The following is a 23,491-nucleotide window of genomic DNA, read 5'->3' as shown; positions in this document are numbered from 1 at the left end:
TTTTTAATTAAGACAATCTTTAAATATCTTTTAGCTCTTCAGGAATTGTTGTTATAAATTCAAATTGTTTTTCTACAAGTTTTACAGTTAAATAGGGAAATTTTTCTGATTGAGAAGTAGAGGGATAATAATCATACTTTTCCCCATTGAAGGTTTCAAAAGTTGCCTTCCAATAATCAATTTCTTCTGGTTCTGGTGGACACAAATGCGTTACTTTTGCATCCCAATTTAAAGTAAAAGAATGCGTAGCATTAGTTCGGCTTTCTTGAGATTGATTGAAAGTCACAGCGAAATCAAACCAACCGGATGTTCCCACTGCTTTATGAATAGTTCTAGCTTCCCAAGAGATCGTGCGCTTATCGATGGCTAAACTGGTATTGCGAGGTCCATGCCGCTCACCATGTGCAGCCGTGACATGAACTTGAATTGTCCCAGGATCTACCCACCAACCCGCATCACCTTGAGTAGTCAAAGTTTTAAATTGACCTTTTTCAAGTTGATCGTTATTTCCACAGCATGTCCGAGAACAAATAGCATGAGGATGCTCTCGCCTTATTGATTGAGTGACAATTTTTTTTGTAGTATAGGATAAGGTAAGTGTTCCAACTGTGGAAGGCAAAATACCTAGTAGAACTTTAAACGAAGCTCGAAATTCTTTCTGATTTTTCCCTTTCCAAGGAACTTGTAGCTCTCCTTCACAAAAAGTGAGCGTTTTTGCCGTTAATCGAGAAGATCCAAATATGTCGGAAGGTTTAAGGTCAAGAGATAGTTGATGATCCGAAACAATTTTTACCTGATGCGTTTGATCATTAAATTTAATGATTGGTTGTTGTATACCTTTAAAATGGCCTGAAAATTTAAGCTGAATTAAACGATCTTGTTCTTTAATATTTGATCGCAAAACAAGAAAAGGGAAAGCGCTTCTTAAAGAGGGATAATCGATTTCAAAGGGCAAATGATTGATTAATGTATAACATTCTTGTTCTTGTAAGAGGGATAGTTGTTCAGGTGGCTTCAATTGAAGTGCCAATTTTTGTATTTTTTCAATTATTTGCTGATTTTCTGCGTCTAATTGTTCGATAGAAACCACGTTGTTAAAAGCAGTTTTTGCGTTTTCCACCATCAAACGAACGCGAAGAGAGCCTTGTGTTTTTTTGTTTATTAGGCCATCTGCCACCATTTTTTTTTGTTCTATGAGAACTTGATCAATGTAGTGTAAACAGTAATCTAAACTACTTTCAAGAGAGGTATAAGAATTCATACATATTCCTTTATAAATTTTTGATTAAGATTAGTTTTAGTTAATTTTATGGTACTGGCTATACCTTTTTAAGAACGCCACTCGTAGCCAATCAAACGCACGGGATGATCAACATTATCAGTTTCTGTTTGAGAGTAAAGAAACAAGCAATTATCTTTGATTTTTTCTGTACCTACTAGTTGACCGTTAAATAAAATAGATCCAGGTCTCAGCCAAGTGCCGCTTAAAGCTATTTTGTATTCTTTTTTAGTCTCGGAAGGAATGACTTTGATTATGGCAGCATTGATGATGACAGTTCTTCCTTTGATACCAGTTAATTCTTTTCCTGTTAAATCACAATCAAGATAAAGAGTCGCTTCTTTCGACTTGTTTACAGATATGATTAGTTCTGCTTGTGCTTGAGATGTTTGAAAATGGCTTTCAACTTCTTTAAGAATTGATGAAAAAGCAACGCATGGGATACTGGCATTGACTTCAATACGTTTATCAATTTTGTCAACCTTGAAAGGATTAAGAAGATGAAGTGTTAAAACATCTTTGATCTCTTTTAATTTAATTTGGCTATTTTCTGATATGATGATTTCTTCAAGTTGCTTACGAAAAGGAATAGGACATCCAAGTGCACCGTCTATTTTAAGGTATTGATCTAAAGTCAAATCATCCAGTTTATCTATTTGTAATTTTTGACGCCAACTTGCCAGATCTTTTTGTATTTCATATGCTTCTAATGCTTTTGAAAGCGCTTCTAGATTGGCATAATGCATAATATTTTCTTGTATTGATCGTAAATGAACTACAAATTTTTTCAAATCTTCTTCTAAACAGACATCAAGTTGATAAGTCTCTTCTTCTTCTTTATTTTTTGGAGGATAAATTTCTTTCAACTTTTCCCAATAAATTACACATTGTTTTAAATGATCCGTTAATGTTTGAGAGACTTGTAAATAAGAGGTTCCTAGAGCAATTTTAGCGAAAGTCGGAGTTTCTAGCTCTTCAAGCCAGCAAGTAATTTCTTCGCAACAGACTTTTAAGTTTTCGACAGACCGTGGAATTGAACGTTTTTGCCAATACGTTTTTGTTGCTTCTTCAAGCTTTGATAAATGACTTCTTGCATTAGATAAAATAAACGTTTTAGTTTTTTCAATATGTAGCTCGGCTTTTTGTGAGAGAGGATAACCAAATGCGTCCTGTTTGTTAGTAGTTGATTGAAAAGAAGAAAAATCTCGCATGGTTGCAAGCATTTTGTTTTTTTCTTGCAGAGCTGTAGCACCGCAAGGATCACAAATCAATACTCTTTCTCCTAGCTCATCTTTTAAAATGTTTGAATCGATGATTTGTTGGCAAAATTCGGCTAATTTGAGATCTTCTTTGCTATCAGCTAATTTTTTCACTCGCTTAAGGATTTGTTTTTTCATTCCTAGCAAATCGACATCATCATCAAAAACTTTAGTAATCAGAAATAATATAGCTCTTTGGTATTTCTTAAAGTCTTTTAAAAGAAGTTGGAGGTATTTTAAATTGTTTGAAATACCTTGGCCTTTTCCAGTACTAAAATCAGAATATTCTATAAAAAAAAGGATTCCTTTGACTGATCTTGCTTTCTCAGTAATTTCTTTAATGCAAATAGCGTTGTAAATCTCAACTTCAGTTCCTTTAGTATCACCCATTCCTGGACAATCACAGTAAGCAAATTTGTTATCATTATCATCACAAATTTTAGGATAACTTGTTTGAGATTTGTCATCCTTATAACCAATTTTTGTTAAAGGATTTTGAGCCAAGATAATTTTTTTTTTAGACCCTAATGGTAAGCCTGCTGCTTTGCGATCGACTTTTTGCATCGTGCAGCCAGCCAAATAATTCATCGTCGTCGATTTTCCGCATCCAGTTGTGCCGATGAATAAAATGACATTTTTACCATGGGCTGTTTGACTTGCTAAGGTACTAGCTCGTAGGCGTGCCTCTGGTTTTGTTAAAAGTTCTTCCATTTTTTTTGTAGATGAAGTTTGCGAAGAGGTGTTTTGTGAAGATAAGAGTGAACGCTGTAACTTTTCAATCGTTTTAGAAATTTTTTGTTCTAATTCTGCAAGACGAATAATTTTATATTGATATTTTTGAAAAACAGATTTTAATTTTTTTACTGATTTGGAATTGGCATGTTTTTGTCTAAAAATATCGTTTAAAGTTTGCGTATATTTAATCGTTTCGTGACTATTTGGTTGTAAAGTAAGAAAGCATTCATTCCCTCGCGTTTCGCATTGAGCTTGTGGGAAAATTTCTCGAGCAACATCTATAATATTCCATCCTTGGATATTCATAATCAATTTCCTTATTTATTGATGAATAAATTTAAATTTTTTTATCCTTAATTTGTAAAATCTCAGATTAGACTTAAAAAGTAATCATTCGGGTTGTAGTAGCTATTACCAATATATTAATCAATCTTTTGTCTAGCTAGGTTTGCGCAAGTTCTTAGACGTTTTATATTAATCTTTGTCTTTTAAAGATTTTTTATTTTTGAACATAAATATTGATTTAAAAAAAAGCAAAATAAAATTCTAATTTAACACAAATTTCAGGCAAGCGGGTTTTTTCATAGGGGAGAAAAATTTAATAAAAAAGTAGCGATGGATGGATTTTTTGGTCTAGTTTGGTTGAATACTAATTATCGAGCTAAACTTATACCATTTGAAATAGGATAAACATCTAATTTAATCATGGTAAAACAAAGCGAGAGCCCCAACTTAAATGATCGATTCCAGAGATGATAGCAATTATTATTTTATTTTATCGATCTAGTGATCAAACATTTAAATCCTTTTTCTATGAACTAAAAGAGGCAAGATAACAGAGATCGCTTTTATTAATTCTATAGGGATAGATGTTTGCCATCATAAACGCATGAAAAGGAACAAAGTTTTCAAAAGTTTGGCAAAGAAAAGGGAAAACAATCTTAGGATGGTTTTTTCGGATTTAAATGGCATTTAATTATCAATCAAAAAGGAGAAATTTTGACTTTTCAGTTTAACTCTGGAAATGTTGATGATGTATTTGTTACCAAAACCTTATCGAAAGGAATTTTTGGGAAGCTATTTAGTGATAAAGAAAATATTTCGGCAGAACTTGCAAAGAGATTTTTAGAAACAAGGCCTTGAATTATTGACGGTCATAAGTTTGAATAGGAAACAAAAGGTAATAAAGTTGACAGATAAAATTCTTAGAAAGCGAACCCTAAGTTAAAACGGTAAATGGTCAATTGAAAAATATTTTCCAAATTGAGTAAACACGCCACAGGGACCTCAGAAATTTTTTTAATTAATTATTAACCGAACCGGGATTGCCGTTTAGGCTTTTACCAACCTAAGAAGCCATCCGACAACCTAGTAGAACATTGACTATTGTTAGTGAGTGCTTAAAAACCCATAATTCAGATTAATCAAGTTTTTTAATGAAAACATTTTTTGTACCCCATAAACAATTACAAATAATTATTCATTAAGATGTTAACAAAAGCAACCATGATTAGCTTCTCATGGCCTTATTAACATTAGGTTGAAAATCCAAAAATACTTTTAAACCAGGACTTTTTTTTTGGTTTGGCTTTACCTTCCAAAACATCGATTGCTTCAGAAATTGCTTCTTCTTTTGCTTGCCCACCTTTAAAAATTTCAAATTGCTTATTATTTTTATTGACAACGATCACTGAGGGAGTTGCGTCGATTTGATACTTTTTGACAATTGAATCAAAAAAATCAATTCCCTTACTAATATCTTCGTAGGCAAGTTCTTGAAAATTTAACTTATTACATTTAGCTATTTTTTCAACGTCAGAATCTGTGGGTTTTTGATTTTCTTTTGTTAAACAGATTAAGGCTTGGCGAGCTTTGAGATAGTTTTTCTTTTCAAAAATCAAAAATGAGAGGTGATAAGGAGAAAAATTAGAGCTTTGACGATTGATTGGATAATCAATGAAATAAAATGCCGCTTTATTTTTAAATTTATCATACAGATTTTCTAATCTAGGTTCTAACTTTTTACAAGACCTGCAAAACCAGTCTGAGACAATATAAATTTCGATAGGGCTATCACTTTTACCAAGGACAATACGTTGTTTTAAGTTTTTTTCACAAATTTCTTCCTTTGCTGTTAAGCCTATACTCATGAGAAGAAAGAAACTGAATATAAAATGAAGGGCGATAGACTTGAATGTGTGAAAATTCATATAACCTCCTAAGAATTAATTCAATCGTAATCATCAAAAATAATGATGACAATTTTGATAACTCAAATTTGTAATATATGGTTTATATTTGCATAAATGACAATCTTTTCCAAGAGTTATACAATAAACTTAAAATATACTCTAAAGCTTCAGGTTTTTATTGAAGTTAGCGTTAAGTTTGTAAAAACCCTTCTTCAATACGTTGACGTTAGCAAATTCCTAGCTTTAATAAACAATTAGTTTTAGCTAATTCTTAGTTCTTTTGATAACATTCTGTTTGATTGAAAAATGTCTATTTTGAAGCATAAAAGTGTAAAGACTTGTTAAAATTGAAAATAAATTTCCTATCTTAAGATAATTTCATGATCAATGAGTTGAAAATTCATTCTAATTCAGCATCGACTCAGAATTTAAGCGATGCTGAATCCTTTTACAAAGTTTACTCTTTAATAGTAATATTGATAATTTTTTGTTCTTCCACTGGACGATCTCCAGGACCTGTTTGGGTGTTTTCGATTTTTTGAACGACATCATAACCTTTAATGATCTCTCCAAAGATCGTATGTTTTTTATTCAACCAAGGTGTAGCAGCTGTGGTAATAAAAAACTGGCTTCCATTAGTTTTTGGGCCAGCATTTGCCATTGCTAATAAGCCTGGGCGATCAAACTTTACGTTATCAGAAACCTCATCTTCAAAAGGTTTATTCCAAATCGATTCCCCTCCACGGCCGGTTCCTGTGGGATCTCCTCCTTGAATCATAAAACCTTTGATTACTCGATGAAAAATAACTCCATTGTAATAACCATCTTTCGCGTGCTTAATAAAATTTTCTGTTGCTTTAGGAGCAACATCAGGTCTTAAAGCGACTTCAATTGTTCCTTGAGTAGTTTCAATTTGAGCAATAGGTTGATTAGGCATAGATTCCTCTTTAGCTTGTAGGGGGGTTAAGGTATGAATAAGAAAAGTTGAAAGTGTAAAAAAAGTAAAAGTGAATAAATTCATTTTCCCTCATTTTTAAATTGTTATTCTAATTCTTTAAAGAATCAGAAACTTGTTTTATTTTATTGAAAGAAGCAAGAAAAGTATGGATGATCCCACTTCTAACACCGTAATCTTCAAAAGTTTTTAATCCTTCAATTGTCATTCCTGCAGGTGAAGTAATTTGCCACTTTAAATCTGCTGGATGTTTATCAGTTGTTTCTAAGAGTGCTAGGCTTCCTTTAAGCATTTGGAAAATGAGGGACTTTGCGTCAGTCATTTGAAATCCCATATAAATTCCAGCTTCAATCATGGATTCAACAAGAGCAAATATAAAAGCTGGCCCAGATCCAGTTAGAGCCGTTAATGCATCAATTTTAGATTCTGGAAGCCAATAAACTGAACCTAACGGATCAAAAAGAGCTTTTAACTGCATTTTTAGCTTATCAGTTAATTGATCATTCTCAACTAATCCAATGACTCCTTTTCCGTGAATTAAAGCTAGATTAGGCATCATTCTTACAACAATCGATTGAGAGAAACGATGTTTTAATGTTTTATAATTTATTCCAGCTAAAATACTTACAATAGTTTGATGGGGTTTGAGTAGGGGAGCTAATCGTTCCGTTAAATCGTCTAAATTTTGAGGTTTGACAGCCACAAGAATTAAGTCTGCTTCTTCAATAGCTGAAAAAAGATCTGCATAAGCGGTTGCTTGTATTTGTTTAGTTAAAGATTCAGCGGTGGCAGGATAATGATCATATAAAGAAATTTGATGATTCATAGACAACCTTTTGGCAATTCCAGAACCCATATTTCCACAGCCAATAATTGTGATATGCATTTTTATCTCCTCAATCTTAATGGACATTTGCAAAGTAATTAGTTAAAAGTCATTTTGATAAACATCGATGATTTTATGAGAGGTGAAAGAAGGTTTAAAAAAAACATTGTATGAATAGCAAATTGTCACACAACATACCAATATCTAAAATTAAGATCATTAAAATTTTCGGAGAGGTAACCATGCGTGTTTTTGTTACAGGAGTGACTAGTTATATCGGTCTTGCCTGTCGCAAAAACATTTAGTTTAGAAGAAAAAATTCATACTCTTTCATTAAAGAATTAACAAAAAAGTTTTGAAATTTAGCTAATGAAATGATGTTAGATTCTCAAGTCAGTCATTCTGTATCAAACGTTTATTGAATGGACATATTCAATATGCCTTTTTTATTAGTGAAATAAAACTTCAATGATTAAGTTTGGAAAATAACTCAGCAAATAGAAAGATTTTAATCGCTATTTGAACGATCAATATGTTTGCCAAGAAACTCCAAAATCGTTTCTGTTACTAAAATGGGTTTTTCTTCATGAGGAATATGGCCACAGTTAGGAATTAAAAGGCAATCGGCTTGTGGAAATTCTTTAACAAATCTTTCATAATGGGTAATGGGAATTAATTTGTCTTTATCTCCCCAAATAATTAACAAAGGATGTTTGAGAGAATGGTATCGTTGGCTTAAATCGACTAACTTTTGTTTGTCAAATTGTTTTAAGGTTGTTAAGGACGCCTGTGTTCCGCCTGGAAATTGATATGGGAAAGAATAAGCTAAAACTTGTTCCTCAGAAACAGTATCTGGATCAAATACAATTTGCTTCAATCCAATCCTTATGACTGGCGGAGAAACAAAGGAAAACCATAAGGGGTCAAGGTGCCTTGTTAAATAAAGATAAAAAGGAAGATCAAGAGGATATCCTAAAGCATTAATTAGTGTTAAAGAGCTCACTTTTTCAGGGTAATCTAATGTTAAATTTAAAGCTAAGCCACCTCCCATCGAACTTCCGATTAAATGAGCGGAAGAAATTTGTTTTGCATCCATAAAAGATTTTAACTGTTCGATAAAGAAATCGGCATCATACGCAGCATTTAAGGGTTTATCACTTAATCCATATCCGATTAGATCAATTGTCCAAACATGATAACCAGCTTGTGTTAGAGGTTCTATTAAGTACCTCCAAGTAAAAGAATGAGCACGAAAACCGTGGATAAGTAAAAGGTGTTTAGAGCCAGATCCATGTTCAGTGTAATGGACTTGCCAATTTCCTTGCGGAGTTTGCCATTCCCAAAATAATTTTCCTTTTTTTAGCTCGTCTTGTTTTTCCGCTTCCAACAAGGAAATAGCTGTAAAAAAGTACAAGGTAAATAATACTGCCAAAATAGTAAAACTTGGAAAAATGAAACGATAAAGAAATTTTCTCATTTTATGCTCACAAACAAAAATCTTTAGTTAATCATACTTAGGGTGGCTAAATCGGATAAAGCCTTTCTTGCGATTTCACTTTCGACAGAGAGTGCAAACTTAGATCAAGAGATTTTCAAATTCGTATTAAATAAGGTTTTGAGTGTAACAAAGAAACAAGATTCTACTCTATTCAAGCCTAAAATTGTATGTATAATATTTCCAAAAAAAACACCAATCCTTTGAAGAAAAATTGACAGCCCAACAAATTATTTAAAAATTTTTATTAGATTTATTTTAATTATAATAATTCTGTTTAATATTTTAATATTTAATGCCATCAATCAATATAGAATAATTTTAAAAAACTAATACATTAGAAAAATTGGTTTGGCTTTGCGCGCTAAATGAAGTTTTCTTACTTATTTTTTTGCGAAGGAAGTCTCAATGACACATTGATATGCCTCAATTGCCAATCCATAACAGGCAAAAAGAATGGGTTCATCTATAAGAGAAAATAAAATCATTTATGTTTTTCTCGTGAAAGACAGCTCGCGATCCATCTGCAAACAAAGTGATTTCAAAAAAAAATCAGGGTGAATGCGGTAAGCATTACTTGGAAGAGTTTCATTAGAAAAAATTTGCAGAAATTTTGATGCTCCTATGTCATGGTTGTTAAAGTTTATAAATAAAATCATTAAAGCACACTCAAAGTCTTTAAATGCAAATGTAACTTATATGGAAGAGATTGAAGTAACTGAAGTTGAGCTTGATGAACAACAATGAAGCTGTAATAAAGAAAAAAAATTAAGCGTTATGGCTTGTTTACTAAGCTGTAACAAAACAATTTTTGGCGATGCATATAGGGAAAAATAATAAAAATTCGCAAAAAATTAGTTACTTTAATTTATCATCTTTTTTGGAAATTTCTAATTTTTTAGATAAAATTTTTTTCTTCTGGCTATTTTTTTTAACTATTTATTTTTTATCAATCTTTTTTAATTAAAAGATTGATAAAAAATCCTATCCATAAAAATTTCTATTTTCATAGCTTCCTACTAATAAAGAGTAAATAAATCGTTTTTTTTGCATTCAAATATTTTATTTTATAATTTATAAAAATTTTAATATTAAAAAATACAAATAAACACTTTGATAATTAATAATTTAAATAAATATTATTTCTTTAATTTATTTTTTTTAATTATTAAATAAAAAATAAATTATAATTAAAATATAACACTATTAACAAGTGGTATGTTTATGAATACAGAAAATTATTTTTCAAAAGATTCATTAAATTTATGGGACAAAGAATCTACAAATATAGGTAAGTTAGAAAAACATCAAACATTATTAGAGCCACAATCAGAAAAATGGGTAGGTAAATTAAATAAATATATTTTAGAAGGAAGTATAACATCTAAAGATGTTGATCGTATTGAGAAATATATAAAAAAAAAGGAGGGAAGAGAGAAAAATGTTTTATTAGTTTGTAATAAGTTAGTTTGTATAAGTAGAATAGCTATAAGAGAAAAGGTTATTAAAGATAATACAGAAGGAAAAAATTGTAAAGAGTTTATAGGAAAAATTTCAACAATATTGGTTGATTGTTCAATCGATGATATCTTAAAAAATATTTCGGATCCAGATTTATTCAATAAAATTATCGAAGAAAAATTAAAAGGGGAAAAATTAGACTTTGAATCAATTGAAAAAATAATTGATAAAAAAATTGAACTAGGGGATAAATCGGGAATTAACGAAAAATTGATTAGCTTAATACAGGATTTAAATACTGAAGAATTCTTAAAAATCGCAAATAAATTATTCGGATATAAGCAATTTAAAAAAGAAAATTTAGATGAAATTGTTAAATTTAAAATAACAAAAACTTCTGATATTAATGATAAAATATCTATTATAAATAAGTATAATAATAGTAAAGATATAATAGATGATGTCATTCAGCAGTTTAAACCAGCTAGTCCAGAAGAAGGAATAAAAATTGCTGAAGAATGTACTTTATCTTCAGAAAACAGATCTATTCTCTTTCAAAATTTTTTGAGTGCTAAAGAAGAAGTGAAATTAGAGGAAGCTCTTGAGTTTCACGAAAAATTAGGCTTATCCTTAGAAGATTTAGCAAAACAGCTCCCTTTGTTATTAAAAATTTGCGATATGGAAAAAAATGATTATCTTGCAAACGTAAAAATTAAAGAAGCTTTAACCAACCCTCAAGTAAATTGCCATTTTGCTTCGCATCTCTGCATTGCCAAACCACAGTTATTAGTGACCTTGTTTGGAGAACAAGGATCTTTTAAGGATATCTTCAAGATTGATAAACAATTAGAAGTTTTAAGAAATGTGGTGGCTCAAACAAAAGATTTTAAGGAATTTGAAGAAAATTCGCTACAGGATTTAACGATTGAACTTTTAGACAAAGGACAGGAAGATAAGGATTTGCTAGACGAAAATGTGTTTTCTTGTTTAGTAGCTATCAACAAAAGAGATCACATTTATTGTATTGAAAATATGGTATCATCTGATGCTATCTGTGGAATAATAGACACTCCTCTTTTGCTAGCTTTGCAAAGAGAAGAAGGACGTGCGGAAACAACTACTTATTCTGATATTTCGTCAAGTTGGAGAAAAGAAAAGAAAGAACAATACTTAGATGCGTTATTGAGCGATCCCTCTACACAGCAGCTTGCTTTGACACGTATCGATACAGGTAACCAACAAGAGCCTAGCGAAAGGATTGAATATATTTTAGAGAACCTCGATAAAATTCCTTTGGATGATGCCATTGAAGCAATCAAAAAAGATTTTAAAAAACTCTCCGACGTAAGTGATTCTTTATTGGTTAAAATTCTAACAAATTTCAATTTAAATGCGATCAAAGGTGTGAATGAAGAAACGAATAAAAAAACTTTAAACATCTTCGCAGAAGAATATCCTAATTTAGTTCCAACCTTACAAAAGCTAATAGAATCTAGTGGCAAAAATCATTATGCTTTAGCAAAAAGCTTATTTTCCATTGCCTATTTGATAGACAATATGCCAAAAAAAGGTGATCAAAACAAATTTCGGGAATTATTAGAAAAAAAAGAAATACAAGCATTAATTATCCAAATTGCCACTATGAGGAAACCGGACGAAGCTCGATTTTTTTTGATGAATCGCTTTATGGAAAATATATCGAAGCCATCTTCTGATGATGATGCATACAATTTAATAGAAGATTTAAAGGCAACTCAAAAACAAGTTGAAGCTCATAAACTAATAAAGCTACAAGTATCTCCATTTTATCATCCTTTCCAAAAAGGTTTAGGGGAGTTATTCGGTGCAAATAAAGACTTTATTAGTGATACGGATTACCTACCGACCATTTTAGAAACTTTACAAGATATTCATCGAGATCCTCTTTTAACGGAAAGCGAAAAGAAATACCTAGTAGATTTTATCCTAGGAAAAGTTCCTTCCCAAGTAATGCTCGATTCCAAACAGATAAAAAAAAATTTAAGCAGTGTAAAGGCAATTTTACGCTTAGGAGGAGCTAATTATTTATGTCAAGCAAGTTTAGAAAAAGCATTCGAAGGAGATCATGAAACATTATTAAATCGACTGGGAGGGCAGTGCTTATCTGAATTAATGAAAGGACATTTATCCGATACAGTTTCTTTACAGCTTATTGAAAAAATCAATAAGTCTAGAGATTTCAGTTGGGTTTTAAATATTGCTGTAAAATTAAACATGTTAGATTCTGATAAAAAAGATGCTCATCTCAAAATGTTCGCTGAAGCTCTTAAAGAAGATGTAGAAGGGCAATTTGTTGAAGAAAGATTCAATAAAAGTCCTCATTTATTAGCTTTAGCTAAAAAATTAGAAGAAAAAAAACAAAATGATTTTATCGAAGAGTGGAAAAAACCCCTTTCTGAAGAACCTTTAACAGTCGCACAACTGCTTGGAGAAACTGCTAAAACAGGAAGTAAAGTACTTAATGAACAGCAAGTGGCCAAGTATGAAGTGTTCTTTACTGATGACTTTTTAGATCTTGCGCAAATGGGAACTGAAGTTGTTGGAAGCTGTTTAAATATTAAAACAGGTAAATCAATAGACGTGATGACAATTCTAGGGAATGCGATTGATGGGAAAACGAGAATGTTGGCAGTAAAAACAACTCAAGATCCTCAACAACCTTTGCAAGGACGCGTGATGCTGAGACTTTTGTGGGATGAGGAAGGTAAAACTCCTGTAATTATCATGGAAGGAATTCGAACTCGCAAGCCAGGAGACCAAGAGGAAGCTCAAATTGTCGATCAGGCCTTACTAGAAGCTTCAATTAAAGTTGCTGAAAAGCTGAAGGTTCCTTTGATTTGCGGATTTACTGTTAAACCTCAGCCTGATGTTGATTATGAACAATATCCTCATCAAGTGCAATCTTTGGCTCCCAATAGATCCCCATCAGAGAAATTTGATCCTCTTGAGGAACAAGGAGAGGGAGCAGTTGAAAGAACCCCAGAAGAATTGTCCGGTTTATATACTCTCAAAAAGACAAACACAATATGGAAGCCTTAAGGAAGCCTTAGATAAGCTCTCTTGAGTTACAACATTAGTCCGGTGACCAAAGGATTTGAGTCTTTGAAATTGTAAATTTGCTACTTTGGCAAAGCTCATCCTCTCCTAGAGCTCCTACAGCATTACAACATTCAATAGGAGCTCTTCCTCCTAGAGAAAGAATAGGTCGAGGATAAGTTGGATAAGTTTGATCTGAAGAAGAGTAGGTTTTCACAAGAGAGCAGTTCATCTTTTTAGCTTTTTGAATGGCGGCAGTCATGATCGCCTTTTCCATTTGTTCATATGGAGTGGAAAATGTTTTACTTTCTTCATAAGGAAGAGAACTAAATAAAGTATCTAGTAAAAGAACACAATTTTCTTGATCGTCTATTAAAAAACTAAGCTTAGCTCTGGCAATCATTTTGCCATTCTTCCCACTTTTTTCTTTGATGCAAAATATTTTATTTTTCCCATTAAGAGGGATAGCTAAAAAACTTTGATTGTCTTCTGGATTACCTCTGACAGATAAGCAGCTTCCAGCAACTTCTGTTGTGCAAATAAAAATTTCTTCGATTTGATCCGTTTCTTCCAAAACGCATCCCTCTAGTGTTAATCTCGGAGATGCATTTAAAAAATCGGTGATTAAACCCTTAATTTGATTTTCTTGCCAAAGATTCATCAAGTTTGAATCGATCTTATGCAAATTGTGAAGGTGAGGACTCAGATTTCCTTGATATCTTTTTTTTGCGTACTCTCCAGAAAAAACATCTAAAACGAGCTCCTTAAGGGAATTTAAAATAATCTTTTTTTCTTTAGCTTTAGGTAGGTTTTGTAAATTTTTTGCGTAGACAATTAAAGCTTCTGGAATTCGAAATAACCCAAATGTTCGTATGTAATGGTCGAAAAAATCATCTAAATCTAAATCCTTTAGCCGGAGATAATTATTAAAAATAGAAAAAAATAGCTCTCTCAAATTTAAGGAGGATAAGCAGTTGTTTTCAAAAAGTTTTGGTTCTTGGAGGCTCAGTAGGTCACGCAAAGCATATACATTAAAAAGGAAAAACCGCGCAGTTGCACTAGCTTGTAAAATGCCAAAAAGTTGGTTTTTAGTCTTTGTTGTATAGCTGGTCGATAGTTGTAATGATAGTAAAGTTGATAAGCTTACGAGATGGTTTCGCTTTTGAAAAGAAGTATATAAATCTTGAGGAATTTTAAAAAGGTCGTAAATCATGAGAAATAAAGAAGGGGGTTGGTTGAGGGGATATTGATTTAAGAGCTTTTGAATAATTTCAGGTTCCATTAGATATGCTGTGAGCTGATATCTTAAAGAATGTTCAGATGATGCAATGAGAGGAACAATCGATGCAACGTAAGCTAATTCTTTTTGTGAAAAATTGCACTTTGAAATATGTTCCAAAAGAAATCCTAGCCAAATACATAATTCTTTCCTCGAATAGAAAAAGTCATTCATAAAATTGCATTGAGACAAAAGAGAACTTAAAGATTCTTTTTCTTTAAAACATTTTTCCCATTGACTTTCAAGTTTTGAAATAACGAGTTCTTCCGCTTCGCTTTCCATTTTGATTTGATCATATGTCTTAAGAATCGAGATAAAGCTCGATTGTTTAGCTAATTCTTCTCTTGTTTTAGCGAAAAAAGCAGCTTTCCAGTTTGAAATCAATCTTGGATATAAAGAAACTGCGTTAAGATAACAATCTAGCTTCTGTAACGACGAAATAGTTTTGATATTTTCAATTTTATAAAGCATTTCCTCTGGATAAATAGCTAATAAATAGCGAATTATTTCAATTTGATGACGAGGATCATCAATTTTAAGATGTTCAATGATAGCTATCAAAGTTTCGGGATGGATTTGGCTATTTTTTTTAAGCAAAGAAATCATTTGATCCGAACTTATATGCGACTTGACAATTTGATTTTGATACTTTTTCAATAACTCAAGAAATTGTTGAGGATGCATATCATTCCACACATCCAATATTTCATACATATCAGTGGATGAAAGAGAAAGATCAGATAACATTTCAAAAAAGCTAAGAGGGATGCTTTCTTTGATGATTTGCTTAAGGAGGCTGTTAAAAGATTGTAGACCATCCTCGTTTGTTATTAATTTATTTGTTGCAGCAATATTGAGAGATTTTTGCACATAAGAAATAAATTCTTTTGTATGATTAATATTTTTGGTTATTTTTCCTATGATCATAGGTGATAAATTGAGCCGATTATCTAAACATGGATTTTGTAATAGTGTCGTTAAAAAAACTGCAAAAGTTTTTTTATTTTCTTCGTTTTTTATTAAGAACTTGGGTGCCTCTAATAACAAGTGATCGATGTGTTGAAAAATCGTTGAAAACTGCATAAACCAAACCTCGTGAAGAAGATAAAAAATTTATTACAAGCCATTTAGGATTATTAATCAAGAGGGTTTGTTTTTTCGGTATCCACTCTACTTCGATCTAAATAGAGCGCTTTTAGAAGCAAATGAGAAAAAAGCACCTTAAATGACAATCTTTTTATTTAATCCATCGTTTTCTTTAAATTTATTTCCAAATCAATTTCCCTGGCATAATTAACTCAGCTTATGTCATTTTATTCTAAATTGCGATCAAAGAAATAAGAAATCCTTATGTAATAATTTCTATTTAAAAATTTAAATTTTAATTGTTTTTAATATTTGATATATCCCTATAAAAATACTTGTTTTTATCAATAGGTTTTTTAAATTGTCAGTAGGGATAAAAAAATTTATTTAATGATTTTTTTTGGAATTTTGAGTAGCATGCAACTTTTTGGAGAATTGACATGATACGTTTTATTTTTAATTTTATTTTATTTGGGATTTTGTTTTATCTCATCTATTTATTTTTCCCCGAAGCCTTTGATATGCTTGTGTCATGGGTCAATCAAATCTACATTTTTTTGAGAGAGGTCTTTATTCAATTATCTAGCAAAGTTCACACCTTAAAGAGGGAGCATATTAATTCACTTTATTTAGCCTATTTTCGCTAAGTATTTGAAATGGATTTGATAGAAGATAAAAATTTGCAGGTCTTTTATAAGATTTGCAAATTTTTATTAGGAGTTTGATAGAGATTGTATAATTTTAACTCCAGAAGTAGTGCCGATCAAGAAGTGCCAACTTCAATAAATTTTAAAGTACACTTCAAGTCCTAGCTGTCTCTAGAAGATTTAATTAGTGAAAATAAATTTTTTATAAATTGAACATCTGCAGCTGCTGCTAGGGCTGGACCAAATCCTATAGAAATTTTGACAAATGAAATTCCTTTATCCAAAGCTATTTTACAAGCCGTTAGTTTTTTCCATTATTTAGATAGCAGGTTTCTAAGATCAATTTAAGGCGAATAGGAAAAGTAAGTTCTATAAGATAGTTGAATTTGGCTTCAATTTTTTTTCTTCTAGCCAACCCAAATTCATAACAAAGTCGATTTTATCCGCTCTTTTTCATTGGCTTCTGCCAATTCTAAACATTTGAGCCTTGTTGAAGGCGTCACTTATCGGAAGATCTGCAACTGTAATAATTTTGATGGAAGAATAGGGCAGGATAAAGCGGGCAAGAAGGAATCCAGTTTAGTTAAAGACAAATACCATAAAATTTCCATGGAAGCGCTTCTCAGAGTAGTCGGTCGATATCTTTCGCGGTTGCATACGGTATCAACTGGCTATACTCAAACATTTTGGCAAAACTTTCAACATTTTGCCTATTTTATTCTTTTCAAAGCTTTTTTGTTAACATGATTCAGAATTTTCTGATATCCTTAATAATAAAAAGAAACTATAAGAACACTTCTTCCTAATAAATTGTACTTACTCTTACTATAGGAAATAGAAATTTATTTGCTCCAACTCTTCAGCATTTGCATATTTGACATTCTTGTTGTTTCTTTTTTGACATTTGTGAAGCAAAGCAAATAAAGAAAAAATTCAAGCCCTTTCTCTTCTTCATATTGGGTTGTTTTGTAAAATGTTTTTTTTATAAAAAATTTATATCAAATTTAAATTGAAGAGATTAATGAAACAAAGTGAACAAACCATTGAAAACGAAGATTATTTATGGGCTCAAGGACTTATTCTCAAAGATGAATGGGCGAATTATTTGACCCATGGACTGGGCTTAATGTTAAGTTTATTTGGCTTAATTTTCCTAATGATAAAGTCATTTTCAATGGAAGATTATTGGAAAGCTTTAAACTTTTTGATTTACGGATCTACATTAGTTCTACTTTATTCAGCTTCTACTCTTTATCATTTTTTTAAAGATCCTTCTTTAAAAAAATTATTTAGAAAAGTCGATCATTGTGCAATTTATTTACTTATTGCCGGATCTTATACGCCTTTTACACTAATAGCCTTACAGGGGTTTTGGGGATGGCTATTATTTAGTATTGTTTGGATTTTAGCCTGCTTTGGTGTCATTACTAAAGCTTTTTTTATTCAGCGATTTAAGACAGCCTCAACCTGGCTTTATCTTGGAATGGGATGGTTAATCATCATTGCTTTTGAGCCATTATTCAATTCCGTCTCCTCCGAAGGTTTATATTGGCTTTTTATTGGAGGAGGATTTTATACGGTCGGAGTCATTTTTTATGTATTAGACCGTATTCGCTTTTTTCATGCCATTTGGCATCTTTTTGTGATGGGAGGAAGTATATGCCATTTTTTTGCAATTTTATTTCTCTAAAAATTTAAGCTTAGTTTTTTAACCATTATTTTAAATGTAAATAATTTCTTCTTCACAGAAAGCTTTTTTGTGTTTCAATATGTATTTAAAAGCTTGACTTGCTGTCCAACGCGTCCTAGGATCGGGATTCAATAAGTTAAACAACAAATGGTCAAGAGGCGTTGGAGATTTTAAAGAAGTAATCGTTTGTCTAAAATCACAAATTTCTTTTTTTAAAAAGTCTAAATATTTCTCGTCAGATGAGATTGCTTTATACCAAGGATATAAACTTTCATAAAAGAGCAACCAAATAATACAAGCGGCTCCCCACATGTCTTTTTCCTGGCCAAATGGCCTTTCCAAATCTTCAAATATTTCTATAGGTAAATATTGAAATGTACCGCAGCGTCTCATTAATTTTTCTTTCTCCGTTATATGACAGGAATATCCAAAGTCTATAAATTTAAGTTGTAAATTCTTAATAAGAATATTATCGGGTTTAATATCACGATGGAGATAACCATTAGAATGGAAATCGTTTAAAAATTGTAAAAGTTGGAACATACAATTATATTTTTGATTGCTTGTGAGCTTTTCTCTCTTATCGATTAAATTGTTAAGTAATCCCCTTAAATCTTTAGGGCAATATTCCATGATAATGACTTGCCTTTCATCAAAAGATAGATTTGCTGGATAGTAATGAATGGAATACGTTTTAACGACTTGTGGATTACTAGCTAAATTTGTAAGAAAACGTTCTTCATTGATTTGCATTTCTTTTAATTTTTTTGCCTCAGGATCCCTTTTTAAAATTGTAGTAATTGCCGCAGCATATAGTTTAGGTATCCCAGTTAGTTGAAAGATTTTATAAACATTTTTGTGTCTTCCTTGACTAATAACTGTGGATGGATGAGATAAGAATAAAATAAAAATGGCATGATTGTGAATTTCTAAACAAAAATTCGTATCGAAGTAGGAATTGAGTGCGGTTAACGCGATTTGATGCCAAATAGGACCGGTTATAGTAGCTGGTTTTAATAAAGGCAGATTTTCTGAAAGAAATTCAAAAGTTGAGGTAAGTTGAGTTTTTGTTAAAGGAATTTGCAATTGAAGTAACAAATCAATGTTAGAAAACTTTAGAAAAGGAGTCAAAGTTTTTGAAGCTTGTAATTGCACATTTTTTACTGTAATCGCAGATGTAATAACTTGAATAATATGATTCCTTGAACTTTTCCAAGTTGATTGAGTTACCGAGAATTCGTTAACAATCACTGGAGCTAAATCTTTTATTTTTGTTAAAGTTTCTAAATCAGAGCTGGAATCATTACTATCAATAGAACAAAAAGAAAAGGTTGAGCTTTCGCTTGAAAGATCTGTGTAAGAAGAGCTTGTGCAATTATTCCGATGATTCATTAAAGGCATTGATAAACAATTCCGCATTTGCATACATAGATCCTTTTGACTAAAATTTAGTGTTCGAGTAATAGCAAGATTTGAGCAGGGACTGATTTAGAGTTTATTTTGAATATTTATCAAATAAGCGACTAAATTAAAAAAGTCAAACCTTATTGCACCATTAAATAATTAAAATAAAAAATTAATATTTTTTTTATCTCAATGAGATGCATATATTTAAATTAATAAATTTAAATTTTATGTTTAATAATATAAAGCGTAAATATTCAAAATTAAAATTAATATTTATATTTATTTTGTGTGCCTTTCAAAAAATTGAAGGGATCAAGGCACAAAAAAGTTTAGCTATATGTACTCTCTTTCAAAATGAATCTAAATATCTTCCTGAATGGATCGAGTTTCACGAAAACCAAGGAGTATCTCATTTTTTCCTTTACAATCATTTCTGTACTGAAGATTGGCAAGACATCCTTAAAAAATACATAGATAGGGGCTTAGTCGAAGTTATTAATTGGCCTTATGAATATGCCACCGCAGCTGATTGGACACGCATTCAATGCCGAGCCTATATGGATGCAGCACTTAGATCGAAAGGAAGATATCAATGGTGTGCTTTTCTCGATAGTGATGAATTTCTTTTTTCAGTCGAAGGATTATCTTTGTGTGAAGTATTAAAAGAATATAAATATGCTCCTGGTGTAGTGGTTAATTGGGTTATGTACGGAACCTCCCACGTTGAAAAAATTTCTGAAAGCGAAAAAATGCTCGACCTTTTAATTTGGAGAGCTCCTCTTGATTTTCCAGCAAACCTTCATTTTAAAACGATCGCAAAACCAGAAGAAATTAAAAATTGTTTTAATCCTCATGGGTTTATATTTCATAATGAAAAAAATGCTGTCGACGAAAATCACCAGCCAAAAGCATTTTCTGATTGGAATTCTTTTTCGGTCAATAAGCTTCGCATTAATCATTACTGGTCTCGTGATAAGGAATTTTTTTATCAAGTAAAAATTGCCCGAAGATTTAAGTTTTTTGAGGGAGGGGAAGAGCCAATTGCTTTTGAAGCAGCTATGAATGTTGAATATGATCCTATTTTATCATCAAAAAAAGATTAGACTATAGATTAAAAAAATGTGAATAGCTTTTCGAATTAATCATCCAGATTGCTGTTCCAAAATCGCGGGATTTCGGACAAAATGGCTAAATTGTTTCTCGTTTAAATCAATAAGTTGCGTATCAATGAGAGGGGAAAGCCTTTTATAATGAAAGCAGTGGCTATTAATAAATCCTTGCCCTTAAACGGGCCCTTCATCTTGAGTATTTTGAAAAATTCTGCAATGAATTAAGCTCTCTAGTTCTTGACGTTCGGTATCAATTATTTGAAGAGACAAAAAAAGTTTTTTTGGGAATCCACAGGTAATATTTTCACCAAATTTCGTTAAATCATTTTTTAAAAATCCTAAGCATTGAGGGATAGAAAGTATGTGTATATTGTCTTGTTTAAATCCCAAGGTCTCAAGCTTGTAAATATAATTTGACTTAGAACATTTTTATTATATATATAATATTGTTATTTTTTCGTATTAGCTGAGTTAGCAAATTTTAAATAAATTTTAATTTTAAAGTTATTTTTAACTAAAAAATAAATGCTTTTTTCAATACAAATTTTTATTCTTGAAAAGCTTCTCTTAATTGATCCTGAAAACCTGCTAGTAGGCTAAGCGTACCTCCCGAATGAATGATCAAAATAAGACCTTCTAAAGCAGAAGAGTTAATGATTTTTTTGGATTCGTGAAAAAGCTTTCCTGTGTAAATAGGATCAGTAAAAAAACCTTCAACTCTAGCTAATTGGATAATATCCTTAAAGGAATGAGAATAAAGTTGCCCAAATTTTTTACCTTGTTTGGGTCTATAGAGTTGAAAATTTGAGGGAAATGGAAGTTGAGATGTCCCTATCAATTGCTCAAAATAACGATGAAAGCTTGCCAACTGTTTGAGAAAATAAGCTTCATTTTCAGCCATTAAGACCACATGAATTTGTGTTTTTTTGCCGATCCAATAATAGGCTAGAATTAAAGCGATAGCAGAGAGCCCTGTTCCTGAGTCTATAAAAAGATGATTGAATTCTAGTTGCGTATCTGTTTCGTTTTGAATGATATCTAAAGGAAGCGTTAAAGCTCCTGGAAAAGCTTCAGGGATGCAAGCGCCTTCTGGTAAAATACAAATATTCTTTTTATCTTTAGCATAAAAATAAGCTTGTTCCAGAACACTTCTCCATTCTTCTTTTGAAAACCAATGAATAGAGGAAGCGGGGGTTAGAAGCGATGTGAAAAAGCAGTTACCTTTAAATTCTCTTTTGGGGTCACCTCTTAAGAACAAGGTAGCTTGAATTTTATTTTCAATAAGAAGTTGTAGAAAGCTAAGAACATGGTTAGAGTAGGCACTGCCAATGACAACAACTTCTTCAACTTTGTTGTGAATAAGAAAAGGGATCAAGGTTCGGTATTTGCGTATTTTGGAGCCTGAAATCCCGAATCCAAGTTCGTCTTCTCGTTTTACAAAGCAACAGCAGTTTGAAGAATTAAACGAGGACAAGGCATGAATGCGTGAATGACTTGGATAAGGCTGCTGATCAATGTTTTGAAGAATCTTTATTAGTTGTTGAATTTTCTCCATATCTATAATTTCTTTAAGAAAGATAATGAATGAGTACTTTTTCTACACGCCTTCCATTCATTTTTACAACTCGAAAGCGGAATTTTTGCCAAGTAAAAGTATCTCCAATATTAGGAATGCTTCCGATTTGTCGCATACAAAACCCACCGAGTGTTCGATAAGTTCCTTTTTCTTCTTCAGGAAGACTATCAAAATCAAATTGTTCTTTTAGTTCATCTATTGGTAGCATTCCATCAACTAACCAAGAGCCATCTTTTCGTTGAATGATTTGTGTTTCTGGTAAAATAGAAGTAGAGGGTACATCGCCAACAATGGATTCTAACACATCATGCAATGTAATAAGCCCTTGTACTCCTCCATACTCATCAGTGACAAGTGCTATATGATCAGGAGTTTTTTTAAATAAGTCCAATAATTGAACCACGCGCATATTTTCAGGTACAAACAAAGGGGCTTTAACAAGAGTTTTTAAATCAAATTTTCCAGTTTTTAAAATTTCATTGAGGACATCTTTTGTGGTAACTAGACCGATAACTTTATCTAATTCTCCATCGCAAACAGGAAAGCGATTATGTGGAGAAATGTTGATTTGTTGGAGAAGCTCTTCTGTATGATGATTTAAGTCTAACCATTCGATATCCATTCGAGGAATCATAAGAATTCCCACGCGTCTATTTCCAAGTCGAAAAATGCTTTCAACCATATCATGTTCTGCTTCTCTAATCACACCTGCTTGAGAGCCTTCTTCTAAAATAAGTTTAATTTCTTCTTCAGTAATTTTGTCATGAGTTTTACCCCTAGCAAGCAATTTCGCAATGTACTCGAACGAAACTACAAATGGATAGGTAACCCAAATTAAAAATTGTATGCAGTAAGCACTTACAGGAGCAAGTTTTTTCCAGTAAAGAGCCCCAAAAGTTTTTGGGATCATTTCAGTTGCAATTAGCATTGTTAAAGTCAATACAATAGAAGCAAAGGCTAAAGTATGATCGCCAAAAATTTCTACCACTTTCGCACCTACTCCCGCCGCCCCAAATGTGTGGGCAGACGTATTTAGAGTCAAAATGGCTGCTAGGGGGCGATCAATTCGATGTTTAAGTTCTTCTAGAATTTTTCCAGCTTTGGGTTTTTTTTTCTTTAAAAGTCCAATGTAACCATTCGTGCAACAGAGTAAGACTGCCTCTAAAATGGAACAAGTAAATGAAACAGAATGAGAAAAGACGAAATAGAATATTAGAGCTGCCATGATTATTATTTGATTGTTAAAAAGCATAGAAATTGAAAAATTAGAGTTTCAGAAAAAAACTTAAATTTTACAATCTACGAAAATTTAACAATTTGCTAATCCTCAAATTTTATTGTTTGTTTAGAAACCAGTATTAACTAACTTAGATGGATGATCCAGAGTAATAAGCGTTTTTAATGCCTATTATATAGATTG

Annotated in this window: 13 protein-coding genes and 1 pseudogene; 4 read left to right on the top strand and 10 right to left on the bottom strand. The window is 31.7% G+C overall.

Annotated features, from left to right (window positions below; all coding sequences use genetic code 11):
* Nucleotides 1–19: 19 nt before the first annotated feature.
* Together PC_RS05480 and PC_RS05475 are read right to left on the bottom strand one after the other, a co-directional pair.
* On the bottom strand, nt 20–1,261 hold the full coding sequence (locus tag PC_RS05480) for a hypothetical protein (protein WP_011175686.1): 1,242 nt from the start codon (nt 1,259–1,261) through the stop codon (nt 20–22).
* A 68-nt stretch (nt 1,262–1,329) separates the two neighbouring features.
* Complete coding sequence (locus tag PC_RS05475) at nt 1,330–3,579, bottom strand: P-loop NTPase family protein (RefSeq protein ID WP_044045021.1); 2,250 nt, start codon at nt 3,577–3,579, stop codon at nt 1,330–1,332.
* Between the two features lie 395 nt (nt 3,580–3,974).
* On the opposite strand from PC_RS05475, the pseudogene PC_RS11865 reads away from it, so the two are divergent.
* Nucleotides 3,975–4,541 (top strand): annotated as a pseudogene (locus PC_RS11865) (transposase); the annotation flags it as partial.
* A 267-nt stretch (nt 4,542–4,808) separates the two neighbouring features.
* On the opposite strand, the gene PC_RS05470 reads toward PC_RS11865, so the two are convergent.
* From PC_RS05470 to PC_RS05455, 4 genes are all read right to left on the bottom strand, one after another.
* Entirely contained in the window at nt 4,809–5,483 is a 675-nt protein-coding gene (locus tag PC_RS05470) for a thioredoxin domain-containing protein (RefSeq protein ID WP_011175684.1), read from the bottom strand.
* A 439-nt stretch (nt 5,484–5,922) separates the two neighbouring features.
* Entirely contained in the window at nt 5,923–6,402 is a 480-nt protein-coding gene (locus tag PC_RS05465; protein ID WP_011175683.1) for a peptidylprolyl isomerase, read from the bottom strand.
* A 109-nt stretch (nt 6,403–6,511) separates the two neighbouring features.
* Complete coding sequence (gene proC / locus PC_RS05460) at nt 6,512–7,306, bottom strand: pyrroline-5-carboxylate reductase (protein WP_011175682.1); 795 nt, start codon at nt 7,304–7,306, stop codon at nt 6,512–6,514.
* 448 nt (nt 7,307–7,754) lie between these two features.
* Nucleotides 7,755–8,723, bottom strand: a complete 969-nt coding sequence (locus tag PC_RS05455; RefSeq protein WP_011175681.1) for an alpha/beta fold hydrolase — start codon at nt 8,721–8,723, stop codon at nt 7,755–7,757.
* Nucleotides 8,724–9,965: 1,242 nt separating this feature from the next.
* Here PC_RS05455 and PC_RS05450 point away from each other — a divergent pair.
* Nucleotides 9,966–13,280 carry a hypothetical protein gene (locus PC_RS05450; RefSeq protein ID WP_044045020.1) on the top strand — a complete coding sequence of 1,105 codons (3,315 nt, stop codon included), beginning with the start codon at nt 9,966–9,968 and terminating at the stop codon, nt 13,278–13,280.
* 34 nt (nt 13,281–13,314) lie between these two features.
* On the opposite strand, the gene PC_RS05445 is transcribed toward PC_RS05450, so the two are convergent.
* Nucleotides 13,315–15,639: a hypothetical protein gene (locus tag PC_RS05445; protein WP_011175678.1), complete on the bottom strand. Its 2,325-nt coding sequence runs from the start codon at nt 15,637–15,639 to the stop codon at nt 13,315–13,317.
* Between the two features lie 1,671 nt (nt 15,640–17,310).
* Here PC_RS05445 and trhA point away from each other — a divergent pair.
* Complete coding sequence (gene trhA / locus PC_RS05435; protein ID WP_052278660.1) at nt 17,311–17,979, top strand: PAQR family membrane homeostasis protein TrhA; 669 nt, start codon at nt 17,311–17,313, stop codon at nt 17,977–17,979.
* Between the two features lie 30 nt (nt 17,980–18,009).
* Here trhA and PC_RS05430 read toward each other — a convergent pair whose 3' ends face one another.
* Nucleotides 18,010–19,404 carry a protein kinase domain-containing protein gene (locus PC_RS05430; RefSeq protein ID WP_011175674.1) on the bottom strand — a complete coding sequence of 465 codons (1,395 nt, stop codon included), beginning with the start codon at nt 19,402–19,404 and terminating at the stop codon, nt 18,010–18,012.
* Between the two features lie 266 nt (nt 19,405–19,670).
* Between PC_RS05430 and PC_RS05425 the strand changes: the two genes are divergently transcribed.
* The gene (locus tag PC_RS05425) at nt 19,671–20,489 is read left to right on the top strand and encodes a glycosyltransferase family 92 protein (RefSeq protein WP_181679069.1); all 819 of its coding nucleotides are present in this window, start codon (nt 19,671–19,673) and stop codon (nt 20,487–20,489) included.
* A 553-nt stretch (nt 20,490–21,042) separates the two neighbouring features.
* Here the strand turns inward: PC_RS05425 and PC_RS05415 are convergent.
* Together PC_RS05415 and PC_RS05410 are read right to left on the bottom strand one after the other, a co-directional pair.
* Nucleotides 21,043–22,050 (bottom strand): 1-aminocyclopropane-1-carboxylate deaminase (ACC deaminase), encoded by a 1,008-nt coding sequence (locus PC_RS05415; protein ID WP_011175671.1) that lies wholly within the window; start codon nt 22,048–22,050, stop codon nt 21,043–21,045.
* A 13-nt stretch (nt 22,051–22,063) separates the two neighbouring features.
* A complete protein-coding gene (locus PC_RS05410) occupies nt 22,064–23,296 on the bottom strand; it encodes a hemolysin family protein (RefSeq protein WP_181679068.1) in 1,233 nt (410 codons plus the stop codon).
* Nucleotides 23,297–23,491 lie beyond the last annotated feature (195 nt).

Origin of the sequence: Candidatus Protochlamydia amoebophila UWE25, assembly GCF_000011565.2 — a bacterium.
GTDB lineage: Bacteria > Chlamydiota > Chlamydiia > Chlamydiales > Parachlamydiaceae > Protochlamydia > Protochlamydia amoebophila.
Note: the sequence above shows the minus strand (reverse complement) of the source record. Positions and strands in the feature narration are given on the sequence as shown.